Genomic DNA, 14,153 nt, shown 5'->3' with positions numbered 1-14,153 from the left:
GCGATACGGGCCACTATGCACTCCTTAAAGTTAACGATTCATTTGTGAAAAGCCCGGTAGGATACTCGACAAATGATAAATTAGCAAACAAAACACAGCTTAGATGAAAAATTCATCTAAGCTGCTGATATATCCTAAATCTATCTAGGATTAGCCTTGGCGTTGTTTATGCTTTGGCTCTACGCAGATAACTCGCACCACACCGTGGCGTTTGATAACTTTGCAGTTACGACAGATTTTTTTAACGGATGCACGAACTTTCATTGCAACACTCCGTGATTATAACTATCAGACTTGGTTATTTACCGTAGTCTTTCAAGTTAGCTTTTTTCAAGACAGAATCATATTGATTAGACATCAAATGAGTCTGCACCTGTGCCATAAAGTCCATGATAACAACAACGATAATTAATAACGAAGTACCACCGAAGTAGAACTGCGTATTCATCGCTACCATCATAAACTCGGGAATCAAACAGATAAAAGTAATATACAACGCACCAGCTAATGTTAGACGCGTCATTACTTTATCAATGTAACGTGATGTTTGTTCTCCTGGACGGATTCCTGGGATAAAGGCACCGCTTTTCTTCAAATTATCTGCAGTCTCACGTGGATTAAACGTAAGTGCAGTATAAAAGAAGCAAAAGAAGATAATAGCAGCTGCATATAACATCATATGCAACGGTTGTCCTGGCTGTAGCGCCAAAGAAACATCCGATAACCAACTTAAACCTTCAGTCTGACCAAACCACTGGGCAATAGTACCAGGAAATAAGATAACACTCGAGGCAAAAATTGCAGGGATTACACCAGCCATATTTAATTTCAATGGCAAGTGAGTGCTTTGCGCAGCAAAAACCTTACGGCCTTGTTGACGTTTTGCGTAGTTAACGACGATTCGACGTTGACCACGTTCAACAAATACTACAAACGCAGTAGTTGCAAAAACGATAACAATTAATGCTAATAACACTAGAAGATGAATTTCACCTTGACGTGCTTGCTCAGCTGTTTGCCCGATTGCCGATGGCAATCCAGCAATAATACCTACAAAGATAATGATAGAAATACCATTACCAATACCGCGCTCAGTAATTTGCTCGCCTAGCCACATAAGGAACATTGTTCCTGTCACTAAACTCACAACTGCCGTTACATAGAAGCTAAGACCTGCATTTTCAACAAGTCCTGGCATCATGGTTGGCAAACCGGTTGCAATACCAATTGCTTGGAACGTACCTAATACCAAAGTACCGTAGCGTGTATACTGGTTAATCTTACGACGACCAGACTCACCCTCTTTCTTTAGCTCAGCTAAAGGAGGATGAACTACCGTAAGCAATTGGATAATAATAGACGCAGAAATATACGGCATTATACCCAATGCAAAGATAGAAGCACGCTCAAGCGCACCACCAGAGAACATGTTAAACATTTCAATGATGGTACCCTTTTGCTGTTCGAATAAATCAGCTAGGACAGCGGCGTCAATACCAGGAATTGGAACAAAAGAGCCTGCACGGAACACTAAAATAGCGCCTAAAACAAATAGTAAACGAGTTTTAAGTTCGCTTAAATTGCTTCCTTGTGCCGCTTTCGGATCTAACCCTGGTTTCTTAGCCATTGCCTATTATTCCTCGATTTTTCCGCCCGCCGCTTCGATTGCAGCACGAGCACCTTTAGTAACACCAAGGCCTTGTACTGTAACTGAGCGAGAGATTTCACCAGATAGAACTACTTTTGCAAACTTAACTGTGTTTACAAGTAGACCTGCCTGTTTCAACGTTTCTAGTGTCACGATATCGCCTTCTACTTGTGCGATTTCGTTCAGACGAACTTCACCGGTAACAAGAGATTTACGAGATGTGAAACCAAATTTTGGTAAACGTTGTTTCAAAGGCATTTGACCACCTTCAAAACCAGGACGTACTGTACCGCCTGAACGAGATTTTTGACCTTTGTGACCGCGGCCACCTGTCTTACCTAGTCCAGAACCGATACCACGGCCTACACGTTTAGCAGCAGGTTTTGAACCAGCTGCTGGAGATAGAGTATTAAGTTTCATTATTACCCCTCAACCTTAACCATATAGTAAACTTTATTAACCATACCACGTACTGCCGGAGTATCTTCCAACTCAACAGTATGACCGATGCGACGCAGACCTAGGCCTGTTAATGTTGCACGGTGCTTTGGTAAACGGCCAATTGCACTTTTGGTTTGAGTTACTTTAATCGTTTTAGTAGCCATGCTGAATTACCCCAGAATATCACTAACGTTTAAGCCACGCTTAGCTGCGATTTGCTCAGGAGAGTTCATGCTCTCTAGTGCATCCATCGTAGCGCGGACAACGTTAATTGGGTTAGTTGAGCCGTAAGCTTTTGATAGTACGTTCTGTACACCAACAACTTCTAACACGGCACGCATTGCACCACCTGCGATGATACCAGTACCTTCAGATGCTGGTTGCATGTATACCTTAGAACCAGAATGACGGCCCTTAACAGGATGCTGCAGAGTGTTACCTTTTAATTGGATTTCGCTGATATTGCGACGTGCTTTTTCCATAGCTTTTTGAATAGCTGCTGGAACTTCACGTGCTTTACCATAGCCGAAACCAACACGACCATTACCATCACCAACAACTGTTAGTGCTGTAAAGCTAAAGATGCGACCACCTTTAACTACTTTTGAAACACGGTTTACTGCGATTAGCTTTTCGTTCAGATCACCGGTTTGAGATTCTACTTTTGACATAATCTTTACCCTTAGAACTGTAGACCAGCTTCACGAGCTGCGTCAGCTAGTGCTGCAACACGACCATGGTATTGGAAACCGCTACGGTCAAAAGAAATTTTAGTAATTCCTTTCTCTACCGCGCGTTCTGCAACTAATTTACCAATTAGTTGAGCTGCTTCTTTATTACCACCGTTGTTAACTTGGGCAATCACTTCTTTTTCTAATGTAGAAGCGCTTGCTACGACTTGTGCGTCTGCTGTAATTACCTGCGCGTAAGTATGGCGAGGTGTACGGTTGATCACAAGACGAGTTGCACCAAGATCTTGCAATTTCTTACGTGTGCGGGTAGCACGACGAAGACGAGATGCTTTCTTATCCATAGTCTTACCTTACTTTTTCTTCGCTTCTTTACGACGCACATTTTCATCAGCGTAACGAACACCTTTACCTTTATAAGGCTCTGGTGGACGGAATGCACGAATCTCTGCAGCTACTTGGCCTACAACTTGTTTGTCAGCACTTTCTAATACGATTTCTGTTTGGCTAGGAGCCGTAGCAGATACCGTTTTAGGTAAAGTGTAAACAACAGGGTGTGAAAAACCTAATGTTAGGTTAATTTCTTGACCTTTAACTTGTGCACGGTAACCAACACCTTGAAGAAGAAGAGTCTTCTTAAAGCCTTCAGTTACACCTACAACCATGTTGTTAACGTTAGCACGTGCAGTACCTGCTTGTGCCCATGCGTCTTTAACACCTTCAACAGGTGCGAAAGTTAATACGCCATCTTCTAATTTAACAACAACAGCATCATTAAGAGTACGAACTAGTTCGCTTTTACCACCTTTAACAGTGATCTCTTGACCGTTTACTTTAACTTCTACGCCAGCAGGAACAGTAATCGGTGCCTTAGCTATACGAGACATAGATTACTCCTTAAGATACGTAACAGATGATTTCACCGCCGATGCTTGCATTACGCGCAGCTCGGTCAGTCATTACACCTTGAGAAGTTGAAACAATCGCAATACCTAAACCAGCCATAACCTTAGGAAGATCGTTTGCACCTTTATAGATACGAAGACCTGGACGGCTTACTCGTTTAATAGTATCGATTACTTTTTTGCCTTCGAAGTACTTTAATGTAACTTCTAATTCAGGCTTTGTGTCACCAGCAACAGCAAAATCTTCAACATAACCTTCTGCTTTAAGCACAGCTGCAATTGCAACTTTTTGCTTAGAAGAAGGCATCTTAACAGATACTTTGCTTGCTGCTTGACCGTTACGAATACGCGTTAGCATATCCGAAATTGGATCTTGCATGCTCATAACTATTTACTCCGTGATTAGTTTGATTACCAGCTGGCTTTTTTCAGGCCAGGGATTTCTCCGCGCATCATATGCTCACGAACCTTAATACGGCTCATGCCAAATTTACGAAGATAACCATGTGGACGACCAGTAACGTTACAACGGTTACGTTGACGTACTGAACTTGAATCACGAGGTAGCGATTGAAGCTCTAACACTGCATTCCAACGATCTTCGTCAGATGTATTTACATTGTTAATAGTTGCTTTTAATGCTGCACGCTTTTCAGCGAACTTAGCAACTAACTTCTCACGTTTTACTTCACGCGCTTTCATTGATTGTTTAGCCATTTTCTAACTCCTTACTTACGGAATGGGAAGTTAAACGCAGACAAAAGTGCGCGTGCTTCTTCGTCAGACTTAGCTGAAGTAGTAATTGTGATATCTAAACCACGTACTTTATCAACTTTATCGTAATCGATTTCAGGGAAAATGATTTGCTCACGTACACCCATAGAGTAGTTACCACGACCATCAAATGACTTAGCATTTAGGCCACGGAAATCACGTACACGCGGGATAGCGATTGTTACCAAACGCTCAAAGAAATCCCACATACGCTCTCCACGTAGTGTTACTTTACAACCAATCGGGTAGCCTTCACGAATTTTGAAGCCTGCCACAGAGCGGCGTGCTTTAGTGATCATTGGCTTTTGACCTGAGATTGCTGCCATATCTGACGCAGCGTGCTCTAGGACTTTTTTATCAGCCAGTGCTTCACCAACACCCATGTTTAGGGTGATTTTCTCTATTCGAGGGACTTGCATGACAGACGTATAGTCGAATTGCTTTTGCAAATCAGACACCACGTTGTCTTTATAGAAATCATGCAGTTTCGCCATCGTAAACTCCAGTTACTTCACAAGTTCATTATTAGACTTGAAGAAACGAACTTTTTTGCCGTCTTCTAATCTAAAACCAACACGATCTGCTTTACTCGTTGCCGAGTTGTAGATCGCAACATTTGATACTTCAATTGGTGCATTCTGTTCAATGATACCACCAGTCACACCCGCTTGAGGGTTTGGCTTTTGGTGTTTCTTCTGAACATTTACACCTTCAATAATTATTTTACCGTTAGCTAAAACTTGAGAAACTTTCCCAGTTTTACCTTTATCTTTACCGGCAATAACAATTACTTCATCGTCACGTTTAATTTTTGCTGCCATTTTCGGTTCCTTACAGTACTTCTGGCGCCAGTGAAACAATCTTCATGAAATTTTCATTTCGAAGTTCACGGGTTACAGGGCCAAAGATACGTGTACCGACTGGCTGGTTGTTTGCATTCAAGATAACCGCAGCGTTGCGATCAAAACGAATAACAGAACCATCGGGACGACGTACACCTTTTCTGGTACGCACTACCACAGCTGAATGAACATCACCTTTTTTAATTTTACCGCGAGGAATTGCTTCCTTCACAGAAACTTTGATGATGTCACCGATTGCTGCATAACGGCGATGCGAGCCACCAAGGACCTTAATACACATTACGCGTCGAGCGCCACTATTGTCGGCGACATCTAGCACACTTTGCATTTGGATCATTATAGTGCTCCGCTATTTACTATTGATACTCTCTAATGAGTCGTGTTCCCTTTTTTCAGGGAGCGGCATCATACCACCAACTTTATTAGAAAGATAGTCTAAAAAAACGGCACTCATTAAATGAGTACCGTTTCGCTTATGTAAACAAACTTAACTAACTGAAAACAGTTACTTATGCTTTGCTTACGATTTTAGCCAATGTCCAAGATTTATTCTTAGATAGAGGACGACATTCAGTAATTTCTACGTAGTCGCCTTCATTACACTGGTTTGTTTCATCATGTGCTTGAAGCTTAGTAGTACGCTTCATGAATTTACCGTATAACGGGTGCTTCACTTTACGTTCAATAGCTACAACGATAGATTTTTCCATCTTTGCACTGATTACTTTACCTTGAAGAGTACGAGTGTTTTTATCGCTCATTACGCACCTGCCTTCTGATTTAATACAGTCTTAACACGGGCGATGTCACGACGCACTTGTTTAATTGAGTGCGGCTTTTCTAACTGACCTGTGTTTAACTGCATACGTAAGTTAAATTGCTCACGTAATAAGTTTAGAAGTTCAGCATTAAGCTCTTCAACGCTTTTTTCTTTAAGTTCGTTAGCTTTCATTACATCACCTTACGAGTTACGAAAGTTGTTGCCACTGGCAATTTAGCTGCTGCAAGAGCAAATGCTTCACGAGCTAATGCTTCTGGAACACCTTCCATTTCATAAAGAACTTTACCTGGTTGAGTTTGAGCAACCCAATATTCCACGTTACCTTTACCTTTACCTTGACGAACCTCTAACGGTTTGCTGGTAATCGGCTTATCAGGAAACACACGGATCCAGATTTTACCTTGACGTTTAACATGACGAGTCATTGCACGACGTGCTGCTTCGATTTGACGAGCAGTAATTCGACCACGACCAGTTGCTTTTAGTCCAAATTCGCCAAAGCTGACTTCCGCACCTTTAGAAAGACCACGGTTGCGGCCTTTCATCATTTTACGGAACTTCATACGTTTTGGTTGCATCATAGCGTATTTCTCCTACTTACCGCGACCTTTGCGTTTTGGTTTAGCTGGCTGTTCTTCTTGTTGAAGTGGTAAACCACCAAGAATTTCACCTTTAAAGATCCAAACCTTAACGCCAATGATACCGTAAACAGTCAATGCTTCTGATGTTGAGTAATCAATATCGGCACGAAGAGTATGTAGAGGTACACGACCTTCACGATACCATTCGTCACGAGCGATTTCTGCACCACCAAGACGACCACTAACTTGAACTTTGATACCTTTAGCGCCTAGACGCATAGCATTTTGTACCGCACGCTTCATAGCACGACGGAACATAACACGACGCTCTAACTGAGAAGAGATTGAATCTGCTACTAGTTTTGCGTCAAGTTCAGGTTTACGAACTTCTGAGATATTGATTTGAGCTGGAACGCCGGCCATTTTAGCAATAGCTGTGCGTAGCAATTCAACATCTTCGCCTTTCTTACCGATTACAACACCAGGACGAGCTGTGTGAATAGTCACACGTACGCTTTTCGCTGGACGTTCAATAGTAATTTTAGACAAAGAAGCATTTTTCAATTTCTCTGTTAAGAATTTACGGATTTGAAAATCACTGTATAAGTTATCTGCAAAATCGTTTTTGCCTGCATACCAAGTAGAGCTAAATGCTTTAGTGATACCTAGGCGAATACCGTTAGGATGAACTTTCTGTCCCATTGTTTAACCCCTGTCTGATACCACTACTGTGATATGGCAAGAACGCTTCATTATGCGATCGGCACGGCCTTTCGCACGCGGCATGATACGCTTCATTGTTGGACCTTCGTCTACACAAATTTTTGTGATAACTAGCTCATCAACATCAGCGCCTTCATTATGCTCAGCGTTTGCAATTGCAGAATCTACAACTTTTTTAATCAATACAGCAGCTTTCTTAGGGCTGTATGATAAAAGTTCTAGTGCTTTTTCTACTGGAAGACCACGTACTTGATCTGCTACCAGGCGCGCTTTCTGTGCTGAAGAACGAGCATATAAATGTTTAGCTAAAGCTTCCATAATAACCTCTATTTCTTCGCTTTCTTATCCGCAGCATGGCCACGGTAAGTACGCGTTGGTGCAAATTCACCCAGTTTGTGACCGATCATTTCATCAGTTACAAATACTGGCACGTGTTGACGCCCGTTATGGACAGCGATAGTTAGACCAATCATATCTGGAATGATCATTGAGCGACGAGACCAAGTCTTAATAGGCTTTTTCTCGTTGCTATCAACCGCTTTCTCTACCTTCTTCAGCAAGTGTAGGTCAATGAAAGGACCCTTCTTGAGAGAACGTGGCATGGCGATACCTCTGCTTATTTCTTATTACGACGACGAACAATATACTGATCAGTTTTCTTGTTCTTACGAGTTTTGTAACCCTTAGTTGGAACACCCCAAGGAGAAACAGGATGACGACCACCACTTGTTTTACCTTCACCACCACCATGTGGGTGATCTACTGGGTTCATTACAACACCACGTACGGTAGGACGAACACCACGCCAACGCGTAGCACCAGCTTTACCTAGTTGACGTAGCATATGTTCTGCATTACCAACTTCACCGATTGTTGCACGACACTCAGCAGGGATTTTACGCATTTCACCACTACGTAAACGTAGAGTAACGTAAGCACCATCACGAGCTATAATTTGGCTGTAAGAACCAGCTGAACGTGCAATTTGTGCACCTTTAGCAGGCTTCATTTCTACAGCGTGTACTGTTGTACCTACTGGGATGTTACGCATTGGTAAGCAGTTACCCGCTTTAATCGCCGCATCTTCACCAGATTGGATAACATCACCAGCAACCAAGCCTTTAGGGGCAAGGATGTAACGACGTTCACCATCAGCATAAAGTACTAGTGCAATGTTTGCACTACGGTTTGGATCATATTCCAAACGCTCAACTTTTGCTGGGATACCATCTTTATTACGTTTAAAGTCAACAATACGGTAATGATGCTTGTGACCACCACCAATATGTCTAACCGTAATACGACCGCCATTATTACGACCACCAGATTTAGATTTTGACTCTAAAAGTGGTGCGTATGGCTTGCCTTTATGCAGATCGTTGTTTACCACTTTAACTAAGTGGCGACGACCTGGAGACGTAGGCTTACATTTTACAATAGCCATCTATAATTCCTCTACTCAGCGCCATCGAAACTAATATCTGCACCTTCAGCCAGAGTAACGTATGCTTTTTTCCAGTCGCTACGGCGACCCATACGTTGACCTGTACGCTTGGTTTTACCCTTCACGTTTAGTGTGCGAACACCAGTAACTTCAACATCAAATAACTTCTGAACTGCCGCTTTGACTTCTGCTTTAGTCGCAGTACCTGCAACTTTGAATACCATAGTGTTATGGTTTTCAGCAGATAAAGTTCCCTTCTCAGAGATATGCGGAGCTAGAATAACTTGCAGTAAACGTGCTTCACTGATCATGCTAGGCTCTCCTCAATCTTTTTCACTGCATCAGCAGTTACTAAAACTTTATCAAACGCGATAAGGCTAACTGGGTCAATGCCTTGAACATCACGAACGTCAACTTTGTATAAGTTACGCGCTGCTAAGAATAGATTTTCATCTAATTCTTCAGTGATGATTAACACATCTTTAAGATCCAGGTCTTTTAATTTAGCTGCAAGCTCTTTAGTTTTAGGAGCCTCAACAGTAAATTTCTCGACAACGATTAGACGATCCTGACGAACTAACTCAGAAAGAATACTTCTTACTGCACCACGGTACATTTTTTTGTTAACTTTCTGGCTATGGTCCTGTGGACGAGCTGCGAAAGTTACACCACCACCAACCCAAATTGGGCTGCGGATTGTACCTGCACGTGCGCGGCCAGTACCCTTTTGACGCCATGGCTTCTTACCACCACCGCGAACTTCACTACGGGTTTTCTGAGCGCGAGTACCTTGACGAGCACCAGCTGCATATGCAACGACTACCTGATGTACAAGGGCTTCGTTGTATTCACGTCCAAAGGTAGTGTCAGAAACTTCAAGAGCACTTTGTGCATCTTTCAATACCAATTCCATTACTAACTCCTCGGCTATGCTTTAACAGCAGGTTTGATGAATACGTTGCCATTTTTCGCACCAGCTACTGCACCTTTAACGAGCAGTAAGTTGCGTTCAATGTCTACGCGTACAACTTCAAGGTTTTGAGTCGTAACACGCTCAGCACCCATGTGACCAGCCATTTTCTTGCCTTTAAATACGCGTCCAGGTGTTTGACATTGGCCAATTGAACCTGGAGCACGGTGGCTTATAGAGTTACCGTGAGTCGCATCTTGCATAGAGAAGTTCCAACGCTTAACGCCGCCTTGGAAGCCTTTACCTTTAGATTGACCAGTAACATCTACTTTATTAATTTCGTTGAATAGCTCAACGCTTAGCTCAGCACCGACTTTGATATCTGCACCTTCGTTGTCATCAAGAGTAAACTCCCAAAGACCACGGCCAGCTTCAACACCTGCTTTCGCAAAGTGACCAGCTTCTGGCTTGTTTACACGGCTTGCTTTTTTAGAGCCAGCTGTTACTTGAATAGCTTGGTAGCCATCAGTATCAAGTGTTTTCACTTGAGTAACACGATTTGGTGAACATTCAAGAACTGTAACTGGGATAGAAACACCATCTTCAGTAAAGATGCGAGTCATACCAACTTTACGACCTACTAGACCGATTGTCATTACGATAACTCCTTTCTAACCCAAGCTGATTTGAACATCAACGCCAGCAGCTAAATCTAGCTTCATTAGTGCGTCAACAGTCTTTTCAGTTGGTTCTACGATATCAATCAAGCGCTTGTGAGTACGAATCTCATACTGATCACGTGCATCTTTGTTTACATGCGGTGATGTTAGTACTGTGAAACGCTCTTTACGAGTAGGTAGTGGAATAGGACCACGTACCTGAGCACCTGTGCGCTTTGCAGTTTCAACGATCTCCGCCGTTGATTGATCGATCAACTTGTGATCAAAAGCTTTAAGGCGGATACGGATTCTTTGGTTCTGCATGGACCAAAACTCCTAGTTAAAAATACAACATACAAATATACACCTGACAACCTATCCTAGATAGATCTCAAGTGTATATTCAAACTAGTAGCTCCCCAATCGGGAGACATTTTTCGATAACCAATATTATAATCTGGCTATGGGCTTAAAAAAACCCACCTGCCTTATTGGCAAGTGGGCGTATATTACACTATCTACACACTATGGCAAGTACTTCTTGTTGTTTTGTGTAAAAAACATGCAAAAGGATCCGCTTGTTACTTTTCTGTAATAGATCCCCTTGTAACTAGACTGAGAGCCTGTTTTTTATGTTACATTTTACAATTAACTATCATTTTTTAATCGATTAGGATCTCTTGTGTCAGTTCACCTACATTTATTTCAACACCTTAAGCAATTAGCTGAACACACATATCATAGACAATTATTTAGCTTACAAGGCAGCCAAGCTTGGTGTTTCGCCCAAATAATGCAAATCCTTCAGCAGCAACCAAATCAATATAGTTGGTGCGGTGAAGCCCCCTCTTCTATCACTGCAACTCCCTATGCTCAGTTATTAGGCCAGGATATCAATTTACTAGTCCTTAATATGCACACAGGTTTTGATGCAAATATGTTCTCAGCGGCAGAAGGATCAGTTCGAGGTGGTGGCGTCATTATTCTACTTATACCGGATAATTCAGTAAACCAAGATAACTTCTTAATCTATATAAAAGCGGCACTCAAAGTCCATTCATTCCCTTGCATAAAAGAAAATGATGATAATGCCTTTTCAATGAGCACCTCTGCACTAACTAGTACTGTTAGCCGAAATCAATTACTTTTAAATGAGCAACAACAAGCAATTGACAGTATCATCAAGACTCAAACCGGGCATAGGCGCAGACCTTTAGTGCTAACTGCGAATAGAGGACGTGGTAAATCAGCTGCACTTGGTATCGCAGCAGCGACACTTATCAATCAAGGTATTAAACAGATTATTGTGAGTGCACCTAGTAAACAAGCTGTCGTTACCTTATATAAACATGCAAATGCAACACTTCTACTAGCCACTGATATTAGCCGGTTACAATTCGTTGCTCCCGATACGTTACACAAAGAACAACCCAAATGCGATTTACTGATTATTGATGAAGCAGCAGCAATACCACTTAAGTTATTACTCTCATTTGCACAGTGTTACTCAAGAGTCGTTTTCTCTAGTACGCAATTTGGCTATGAAGGCTCTGGACGAGGTTTTGCTTTGCGCTTCCAACAACAGCTTAAAAGCATCGCGCCAGAGTATCGTAAGCAGCATTTGCAACAGGCAATCAGATGGGCAAATAATGATCCTGTCGAAGCCTTTACATTATCAACCTTATGTTTAGCAGAGCAACAAAATAACATAGTACAGCCTGCAAACGATAAACCTGAAATCAGCTTAATCAGTCAAACACAGTTATTACAGTCTCCAACATTGATTAAACAGATATTCTCATTATTGGTGAGCGCACATTATCAAACTAAACCCTCTGATTTAACTGCGCTATTAAATGATCAAGATCTATCAATAATTCTTATGCAGCAAGAACAACAAGTATTAGCTGTTGCCCTGGTCAATCACGAAGGTGGATTTACTGAAAGTATCAGTGAACTGATATACCAAGGTCAACGTCGCCCTAAAGGTAACCTTGTTGCACAATCGCTCACATTCCATAGCGGTTTCCCAGAAGCTGCAACGCATCGTTATGCAAGAATACAACGCATTGCTGTACAACCCCATCTACAAGGTCAAACCCTAGGAAGTCAATTAATCGACTGGGTGGTTGATTGGGCAAAACAGCAACAATTTGATCACCTTTGTGCCAGTTTTGCAGCTAACGAAAGACTTTTACCATTTTGGTTACAACAAAACCTACAAGTATTACGCATTGGTAGTAAACGCGATAAAAGCAGTGGACAACACTCTTTCATGGTCAATTTACCGCTTAGTGAATTAGGTAAGACATTGCACCAAGCGATCCAAACCGCCTTTATGCAACAACTAAAAGTCCAATTCAGTAGGCAGTTACAGGTGCTAGAGCCAACACTCATCCAAATATTGTGGCCGCAACTTATTATAGATAATCCGGCACATACCCTGTTCGATGCATTATCTGCTTATATATATGCCAATCGAAGCTATGAAAATGTAGAATACCTACTTATTGAACTGCTCTATCATTGTTCATTAACAAAATTAACCCAACAACAACAAAATGTTGCAATTGCAAAAATCATTCAAAACCATAGTTGGAAAACAATAGTTGAAGAATATGGGTTCACTGGACAAAAACAAGCACAAGCATTTATAAAAGAGTGTATCTGCGATTTACTTACTCACAACCAAGAGACAACACATACTAATGAGACTTGATAAATTTATCTGTGAATCAACAGAACTAACACGTAGCGAAGCTAAAAATGTTATCCGTAAAGGCATGATCAATAATCAAGCAGGTACACTACGCAGCGGCGCTTACAAAGTGACAGCCGATGATATCATCGAAATGAAAGGACAAGTGCTCAAGGTTCGTGGCTTTCGTTACCTAATGTTGAACAAACCACCAGGCTATATTAGCTCAAATGTTGATGAGCAGATGCCTAGCTTACTAAACTTAATTGAAATTGAGAAAAAGCAAAACGTATTTATTGCCGGCAGATTGGATGCGGATACTACAGGGTTAGTCTTAATCACTGATGATGGCCAATGGTCACACCAAGTGACTAGCCCACGTAAAAAATGTGAAAAGCGTTACCGTGTTCACTTACAAGAGTCTGTTGATCAAAGTACAGTTAAGCAATTTGCTGAAGGTATACAGCTAAAAAGCGAGCCGCAACCTTGCTTACCAGCTAAACTTGAATTAATCACTGAAACAGAAGTTTTATTAACGATTAGTGAAGGTAAATACCATCAAGTAAAACGTATGTTCGCAGCAGTAGGTAATCTAGTGACAAAATTGCATCGAGAGCAGATTGGTAATGTACAACTAGATGCAGACTTGGCACTTGGAGAATCACGCTTTTTAACGGAGCAAGAGATCAATGGATTCAAATAAGTCATTTAATGAAAAGTGTTACTCTTTATTAATGCAAATACCGCGTGGTAAAGTGGTGACCTACGCGGACATTGCACACCAGCTTGGTGGCAAAGCTTATCAAGCAGTTGGTAATGCAATGGCGAGCAATCCAACACCGATTGTTGTACCTTGCCATCGAGTTGTTAATAGTAATGGAGCAATAGGAAAATTTGCACTGGGCACAGCAAAGAAAATAGCGCTGCTTAAAGAGGAAGGTATCTTAATAAATGAAGATAAAGACCATGCAAAAATCGTTAACCTAAATAAACAACGACATACTTTCTAACAGCATTTAAAGTACCAATCAGACAAG

26 protein-coding genes are annotated in these 14,153 nt (G+C 41.7%); 3 read left to right on the top strand and 23 right to left on the bottom strand.

From position 1 onward, the window contains the following. Positions 1 to 150 precede the first annotated feature (150 nt). From rpmJ to rpsJ, 23 genes are all read right to left on the bottom strand, one after another. Positions 151 to 264: a 50S ribosomal protein L36 gene (gene rpmJ / locus V5290_RS15130; protein WP_011770886.1), complete on the bottom strand. Its 114-nt coding sequence runs from the start codon at positions 262 to 264 to the stop codon at positions 151 to 153. A gap of 34 nt (positions 265 to 298) precedes the next feature. After that, positions 299 to 1,627, bottom strand: a complete 1,329-nt coding sequence (secY, locus tag V5290_RS15125; RefSeq protein ID WP_113819688.1) for a preprotein translocase subunit SecY — start codon at positions 1,625 to 1,627, stop codon at positions 299 to 301. Between the two features lie 6 nt (positions 1,628 to 1,633). Next, positions 1,634 to 2,068, bottom strand: coding sequence for a 50S ribosomal protein L15 (gene rplO, locus V5290_RS15120; protein ID WP_113819687.1), 435 nt, complete (start codon positions 2,066 to 2,068; stop codon positions 1,634 to 1,636). Between the two features lie 2 nt (positions 2,069 to 2,070). Further along, positions 2,071 to 2,253, bottom strand: coding sequence for a 50S ribosomal protein L30 (rpmD, locus tag V5290_RS15115; protein WP_113819686.1), 183 nt, complete (start codon positions 2,251 to 2,253; stop codon positions 2,071 to 2,073). A 6-nt stretch (positions 2,254 to 2,259) separates the two neighbouring features. Further along, positions 2,260 to 2,760, bottom strand: a complete 501-nt coding sequence (rpsE, locus tag V5290_RS15110; RefSeq protein ID WP_025563067.1) for a 30S ribosomal protein S5 — start codon at positions 2,758 to 2,760, stop codon at positions 2,260 to 2,262. An 11-nt stretch (positions 2,761 to 2,771) separates the two neighbouring features. Beyond that, positions 2,772 to 3,122 carry a 50S ribosomal protein L18 gene (gene rplR / locus V5290_RS15105; protein WP_113819685.1) on the bottom strand — a complete coding sequence of 117 codons (351 nt, stop codon included), beginning with the start codon at positions 3,120 to 3,122 and terminating at the stop codon, positions 2,772 to 2,774. A 9-nt stretch (positions 3,123 to 3,131) separates the two neighbouring features. Then, positions 3,132 to 3,665 carry a 50S ribosomal protein L6 gene (gene rplF / locus V5290_RS15100; RefSeq protein WP_333387570.1) on the bottom strand — a complete coding sequence of 178 codons (534 nt, stop codon included), beginning with the start codon at positions 3,663 to 3,665 and terminating at the stop codon, positions 3,132 to 3,134. Positions 3,666 to 3,675: 10 nt separating this feature from the next. Then, the gene (rpsH, locus tag V5290_RS15095) at positions 3,676 to 4,068 is read right to left on the bottom strand and encodes a 30S ribosomal protein S8 (RefSeq protein ID WP_333387567.1); all 393 of its coding nucleotides are present in this window, start codon (positions 4,066 to 4,068) and stop codon (positions 3,676 to 3,678) included. Positions 4,069 to 4,094: 26 nt separating this feature from the next. Continuing rightward, entirely contained in the window at positions 4,095 to 4,400 is a 306-nt protein-coding gene (gene rpsN / locus V5290_RS15090) for a 30S ribosomal protein S14 (RefSeq protein ID WP_028869300.1), read from the bottom strand. An 11-nt stretch (positions 4,401 to 4,411) separates the two neighbouring features. Further along, a complete protein-coding gene (gene rplE / locus V5290_RS15085; protein ID WP_113819682.1) occupies positions 4,412 to 4,951 on the bottom strand; it encodes a 50S ribosomal protein L5 in 540 nt (179 codons plus the stop codon). A 12-nt stretch (positions 4,952 to 4,963) separates the two neighbouring features. Further along, entirely contained in the window at positions 4,964 to 5,278 is a 315-nt protein-coding gene (gene rplX, locus V5290_RS15080) for a 50S ribosomal protein L24 (RefSeq protein WP_333387561.1), read from the bottom strand. 10 nt (positions 5,279 to 5,288) lie between these two features. Continuing rightward, on the bottom strand, positions 5,289 to 5,657 hold the full coding sequence (gene rplN / locus V5290_RS15075; RefSeq protein WP_025563074.1) for a 50S ribosomal protein L14: 369 nt from the start codon (positions 5,655 to 5,657) through the stop codon (positions 5,289 to 5,291). A 172-nt stretch (positions 5,658 to 5,829) separates the two neighbouring features. Then, a complete protein-coding gene (gene rpsQ / locus V5290_RS15070) occupies positions 5,830 to 6,081 on the bottom strand; it encodes a 30S ribosomal protein S17 (RefSeq protein ID WP_113819680.1) in 252 nt (83 codons plus the stop codon). Next, positions 6,081 to 6,272: a 50S ribosomal protein L29 gene (gene rpmC, locus V5290_RS15065; protein ID WP_028869303.1), complete on the bottom strand. Its 192-nt coding sequence runs from the start codon at positions 6,270 to 6,272 to the stop codon at positions 6,081 to 6,083. The genes rpsQ and rpmC overlap by 1 nt, the downstream gene beginning before the upstream one ends. Beyond that, the gene (gene rplP / locus V5290_RS15060) at positions 6,272 to 6,682 is read right to left on the bottom strand and encodes a 50S ribosomal protein L16 (protein WP_025563077.1); all 411 of its coding nucleotides are present in this window, start codon (positions 6,680 to 6,682) and stop codon (positions 6,272 to 6,274) included. The genes rpmC and rplP overlap by 1 nt, the downstream gene beginning before the upstream one ends. 12 nt (positions 6,683 to 6,694) lie before the next feature. Then, a complete protein-coding gene (rpsC, locus tag V5290_RS15055; RefSeq protein ID WP_113819679.1) occupies positions 6,695 to 7,384 on the bottom strand; it encodes a 30S ribosomal protein S3 in 690 nt (229 codons plus the stop codon). 3 nt (positions 7,385 to 7,387) lie between these two features. After that, positions 7,388 to 7,723: a 50S ribosomal protein L22 gene (gene rplV, locus V5290_RS15050; protein WP_025563079.1), complete on the bottom strand. Its 336-nt coding sequence runs from the start codon at positions 7,721 to 7,723 to the stop codon at positions 7,388 to 7,390. A gap of 8 nt (positions 7,724 to 7,731) precedes the next feature. Further along, positions 7,732 to 8,007, bottom strand: a complete 276-nt coding sequence (gene rpsS / locus V5290_RS15045; protein ID WP_113819677.1) for a 30S ribosomal protein S19 — start codon at positions 8,005 to 8,007, stop codon at positions 7,732 to 7,734. Between the two features lie 14 nt (positions 8,008 to 8,021). Then, complete coding sequence (gene rplB, locus V5290_RS15040; protein WP_333387549.1) at positions 8,022 to 8,849, bottom strand: 50S ribosomal protein L2; 828 nt, start codon at positions 8,847 to 8,849, stop codon at positions 8,022 to 8,024. 11 nt (positions 8,850 to 8,860) lie between these two features. Further along, a complete protein-coding gene (gene rplW / locus V5290_RS15035; protein WP_113819675.1) occupies positions 8,861 to 9,160 on the bottom strand; it encodes a 50S ribosomal protein L23 in 300 nt (99 codons plus the stop codon). After that, positions 9,157 to 9,762 (bottom strand): 50S ribosomal protein L4, encoded by a 606-nt coding sequence (rplD, locus tag V5290_RS15030; protein WP_028869307.1) that lies wholly within the window; start codon positions 9,760 to 9,762, stop codon positions 9,157 to 9,159. Before rplD ends, rplW begins: the two co-directional genes overlap by 4 nt. 14 nt (positions 9,763 to 9,776) lie before the next feature. Continuing rightward, positions 9,777 to 10,415: a 50S ribosomal protein L3 gene (rplC, locus tag V5290_RS15025; RefSeq protein ID WP_113819674.1), complete on the bottom strand. Its 639-nt coding sequence runs from the start codon at positions 10,413 to 10,415 to the stop codon at positions 9,777 to 9,779. Positions 10,416 to 10,430: 15 nt separating this feature from the next. Continuing rightward, a complete protein-coding gene (rpsJ, locus tag V5290_RS15020; RefSeq protein ID WP_025563085.1) occupies positions 10,431 to 10,742 on the bottom strand; it encodes a 30S ribosomal protein S10 in 312 nt (103 codons plus the stop codon). 358 nt (positions 10,743 to 11,100) lie between these two features. Between rpsJ and V5290_RS15015 the strand changes: the two genes are divergently transcribed. Genes V5290_RS15015 through V5290_RS15005 form a run of 3 tightly spaced genes read left to right on the top strand, consistent with a single transcriptional unit; the run spans position 11,101 to position 14,126 of the window. Further along, positions 11,101 to 13,137, top strand: a complete 2,037-nt coding sequence (locus tag V5290_RS15015; RefSeq protein WP_333387539.1) for a tRNA(Met) cytidine acetyltransferase TmcA — start codon at positions 11,101 to 11,103, stop codon at positions 13,135 to 13,137. Continuing rightward, positions 13,127 to 13,819, top strand: coding sequence for a pseudouridine synthase (locus tag V5290_RS15010; RefSeq protein ID WP_333387536.1), 693 nt, complete (start codon positions 13,127 to 13,129; stop codon positions 13,817 to 13,819). Before V5290_RS15015 ends, V5290_RS15010 begins: the two co-directional genes overlap by 11 nt. Further along, on the top strand, positions 13,806 to 14,126 hold the full coding sequence (locus V5290_RS15005) for an MGMT family protein (protein WP_333387534.1): 321 nt from the start codon (positions 13,806 to 13,808) through the stop codon (positions 14,124 to 14,126). The genes V5290_RS15010 and V5290_RS15005 overlap by 14 nt, the downstream gene beginning before the upstream one ends. Positions 14,127 to 14,153 lie beyond the last annotated feature (27 nt).

This window comes from Psychromonas arctica (genome assembly GCF_036697365.1).
Classification (GTDB): domain Bacteria; phylum Pseudomonadota; class Gammaproteobacteria; order Enterobacterales; family Psychromonadaceae; genus Psychromonas; species Psychromonas arctica_A.
Note: the sequence above shows the minus strand (reverse complement) of the source record. Positions and strands in the feature narration are given on the sequence as shown.

Coding starts and splice junctions, on each gene's coding strand:
- rpmJ (WP_011770886.1), bottom strand. CDS start 264: ATGAAAGTTCGTGCATCCGTTAAAAAAATCTGTCGTAACTGCAAAGTT.
- secY (WP_113819688.1), bottom strand. CDS start 1,627: ATGGCTAAGAAACCAGGGTTAGATCCGAAAGCGGCACAAGGAAGCAAT.
- rplO (WP_113819687.1), bottom strand. CDS start 2,068: ATGAAACTTAATACTCTATCTCCAGCAGCTGGTTCAAAACCTGCTGCT.
- rpmD (WP_113819686.1), bottom strand. CDS start 2,253: ATGGCTACTAAAACGATTAAAGTAACTCAAACCAAAAGTGCAATTGGC.
- rpsE (WP_025563067.1), bottom strand. CDS start 2,760: ATGTCAAAAGTAGAATCTCAAACCGGTGATCTGAACGAAAAGCTAATC.
- rplR (WP_113819685.1), bottom strand. CDS start 3,122: ATGGATAAGAAAGCATCTCGTCTTCGTCGTGCTACCCGCACACGTAAG.
- rplF (WP_333387570.1), bottom strand. CDS start 3,665: ATGTCTCGTATAGCTAAGGCACCGATTACTGTTCCTGCTGGCGTAGAA.
- rpsH (WP_333387567.1), bottom strand. CDS start 4,068: ATGAGCATGCAAGATCCAATTTCGGATATGCTAACGCGTATTCGTAAC.
- rpsN (WP_028869300.1), bottom strand. CDS start 4,400: ATGGCTAAACAATCAATGAAAGCGCGTGAAGTAAAACGTGAGAAGTTA.
- rplE (WP_113819682.1), bottom strand. CDS start 4,951: ATGGCGAAACTGCATGATTTCTATAAAGACAACGTGGTGTCTGATTTG.
- rplX (WP_333387561.1), bottom strand. CDS start 5,278: ATGGCAGCAAAAATTAAACGTGACGATGAAGTAATTGTTATTGCCGGT.
- rplN (WP_025563074.1), bottom strand. CDS start 5,657: ATGATCCAAATGCAAAGTGTGCTAGATGTCGCCGACAATAGTGGCGCT.
- rpsQ (WP_113819680.1), bottom strand. CDS start 6,081: ATGAGCGATAAAAACACTCGTACTCTTCAAGGTAAAGTAATCAGTGCA.
- rpmC (WP_028869303.1), bottom strand. CDS start 6,272: ATGAAAGCTAACGAACTTAAAGAAAAAAGCGTTGAAGAGCTTAATGCT.
- rplP (WP_025563077.1), bottom strand. CDS start 6,682: ATGATGCAACCAAAACGTATGAAGTTCCGTAAAATGATGAAAGGCCGC.
- rpsC (WP_113819679.1), bottom strand. CDS start 7,384: ATGGGACAGAAAGTTCATCCTAACGGTATTCGCCTAGGTATCACTAAA.
- rplV (WP_025563079.1), bottom strand. CDS start 7,723: ATGGAAGCTTTAGCTAAACATTTATATGCTCGTTCTTCAGCACAGAAA.
- rpsS (WP_113819677.1), bottom strand. CDS start 8,007: ATGCCACGTTCTCTCAAGAAGGGTCCTTTCATTGACCTACACTTGCTG.
- rplB (WP_333387549.1), bottom strand. CDS start 8,849: ATGGCTATTGTAAAATGTAAGCCTACGTCTCCAGGTCGTCGCCACTTA.
- rplW (WP_113819675.1), bottom strand. CDS start 9,160: ATGATCAGTGAAGCACGTTTACTGCAAGTTATTCTAGCTCCGCATATC.
- rplD (WP_028869307.1), bottom strand. CDS start 9,762: ATGGAATTGGTATTGAAAGATGCACAAAGTGCTCTTGAAGTTTCTGAC.
- rplC (WP_113819674.1), bottom strand. CDS start 10,415: ATGACAATCGGTCTAGTAGGTCGTAAAGTTGGTATGACTCGCATCTTT.
- rpsJ (WP_025563085.1), bottom strand. CDS start 10,742: ATGCAGAACCAAAGAATCCGTATCCGCCTTAAAGCTTTTGATCACAAG.
- V5290_RS15010 (WP_333387536.1), top strand. CDS start 13,127: ATGAGACTTGATAAATTTATCTGTGAATCAACAGAACTAACACGTAGC.
- V5290_RS15005 (WP_333387534.1), top strand. CDS start 13,806: ATGGATTCAAATAAGTCATTTAATGAAAAGTGTTACTCTTTATTAATG.